This is a genomic window from Motilimonas pumila (assembly GCF_003596335.1).
GTDB lineage: Bacteria > Pseudomonadota > Gammaproteobacteria > Enterobacterales > CBDFNC01 > Motilimonas > Motilimonas pumila.
Genome location: NZ_QZCH01000087.1, coordinates 1 through 1,664, shown reverse-complemented (window position 1 = coordinate 1,664; position 1,664 = coordinate 1). Strand labels below are relative to the sequence as shown.

Here is a 1,664-nt window from a genome sequence, read left to right as displayed (position 1 = left end):
AGAATCACTTCCATGTATCGTGCTCAATGATCTGATCGCAGTTTTCGAGAAAGGTTCCCTATTTAGTCAACAACGCCAGCACGAGGTGGTAATGATTGCTCATGATGGCATAGGCACAGATATCAATGGTGAAGATACTGGCCAGCTGCTTGGTTTTATCCAATACCCAAGGTTTACGGTGCTCATAGCTGCGTTTAGCGTAGTTATCATAACCACAAAGAAAAGCTCACCCAACACAGCGGCTGGTGCGTGGTAGTAGGGCGTAGATTCAGCACAAATGAGCTGTTGTCCTGGTAGGGATATAACACCCTCCTAGGGAAAAATCACCTTTTAAGTGTTAATTAAAAGGTGATTTTTGTCAAATTTTGGTGGGTGTCCAGTTATACCCATCCAGTTATACCCAGTTATACCATTCATTCAGACTCAATTTTTTCAACAAAGTACTCAAAAATTTCCATCTCCTCCCTGTAGTTTTCTTCTAATTTTTCCCAGAAATCTAACCCAGTCCACTCTTCAGGGCATAAAGTGTAGCCCAAATCATCTCTAAACATTTTCCAATAGCGGGATAGTGTTCCGTCTACGATATCAAAGAGATCTAGACTATACACACCTACATTATGATTATCTTCATTCCTTAACACTACTTGTGAACCACTATTCGACATCATAGTAAAAACTAAGACGGTATAATCATTACCAACGCATAAGCCTATCCCTTTATTACCTAGATCCTCATTAGTTATAGGACTAACAATCTTTATACACTTAACTTTCATTACTCACCCCGTACTCTACAAGCCTCTTCGACCGACATTTGTAAAATCATAGTAACCATGATCAGTTTCAATTTGAACTTGAACTGCTGGCTCTCGCTTACGCCTTGGTTCAAATACTTCAGCAACCTTGTTTTTAACCTTAAAGTCTTGATGGGTATAGTTTATTTCTCCAGTGCGCCTGTTTATATAAAAATGGATCTGAAGACCTTGAGGTTGACCATTAGGTATAAGTGAAAGCTGACCATTTTGATCTGCAACGATGCTATTTGAAGGTTTGGTATATACAGTCTCAGTAGTGTATTTTCCCCAATCTTCAATGTGACTTCCGTCCTTAGTAAGCTCTTGAACTACAGTTTTATTTTGTAACACACCTTGTTGAGTTGTCTTGGTTTCATAGGCGCTAGATAATGCCCGCTGTGTAAGCCTTCCCTGCGTATCAAGAAGCCCCTCCTCTTGCAAAAACAGCTGAGTTTTGAGTCGAATCTTATTCGATGCTAAGTTGGCAGGGCCAGGAGCAGTATTTGTAACATCCCCCCCACAACAAAACTCATCCCCTTTTTTATTCGCCAACCCCAGTGGATCAATCCAGCCCGTAGGGTCAGGCACATATTGATAGTTATTGAGCCCGCCTGCAAGTCCAATCAGATCTAAGGTTAAAATGCGCCACTGTTGGGGTTGTAATAACGGTGTCGGTTATAGTGCAGGCCGGTTTCTGCATCATAGTACTGCCCGTGGAAGCGCAGGGGGCTTTGTACCTCTTCCACTTCCTGTTTGAGTACCGTAGGCACGGTATTGCACGCTCCAGACTGTATGGCCCAGCGCATTGGTAACTTCTTGTGGGGTGTCTTAGTCGCCTTAGTGGTCGGTTTCGGTGATTAAGCTGTCAGC

The 1,664-nt window shown here is 42.6% G+C and carries 3 protein-coding genes and 1 pseudogene; all 4 read right to left on the bottom strand.

Going from position 1 to position 1,664, the window contains the following annotated elements; genetic code table 11:
- Positions 1-70: 70 nt before the first annotated feature.
- A pseudogene (locus tag D1Z90_RS22205) lies at positions 71-303 on the bottom strand (alpha-amylase family glycosyl hydrolase); the annotation flags it as partial.
- Positions 304-413: 110 nt separating this feature from the next.
- Complete coding sequence (locus D1Z90_RS20510) at positions 414-776, bottom strand: hypothetical protein (protein ID WP_119912628.1); 363 nt, start codon at positions 774-776, stop codon at positions 414-416.
- A gap of 15 nt (positions 777-791) precedes the next feature.
- Positions 792-1,382 (bottom strand): hypothetical protein, encoded by a 591-nt coding sequence (locus D1Z90_RS20505; RefSeq protein ID WP_119912627.1) that lies wholly within the window; start codon positions 1,380-1,382, stop codon positions 792-794.
- A 47-nt stretch (positions 1,383-1,429) separates the two neighbouring features.
- Entirely contained in the window at positions 1,430-1,600 is a 171-nt protein-coding gene (locus D1Z90_RS21830) for an RHS repeat-associated core domain-containing protein (RefSeq protein ID WP_119912626.1), read from the bottom strand.
- Positions 1,601-1,664 lie beyond the last annotated feature (64 nt).

Bases quoted from the DNA above. Each gene is read 5' to 3' on its own strand.
- D1Z90_RS21830 (WP_119912626.1), bottom strand. From the start codon at position 1,600: ATGCGCTGGGCCATACAGTCTGGAGCGTGCAATACCGTGCCTACGGTA.
- D1Z90_RS20510 (WP_119912628.1), bottom strand. From the start codon at position 776: ATGAAAGTTAAGTGTATAAAGATTGTTAGTCCTATAACTAATGAGGAT.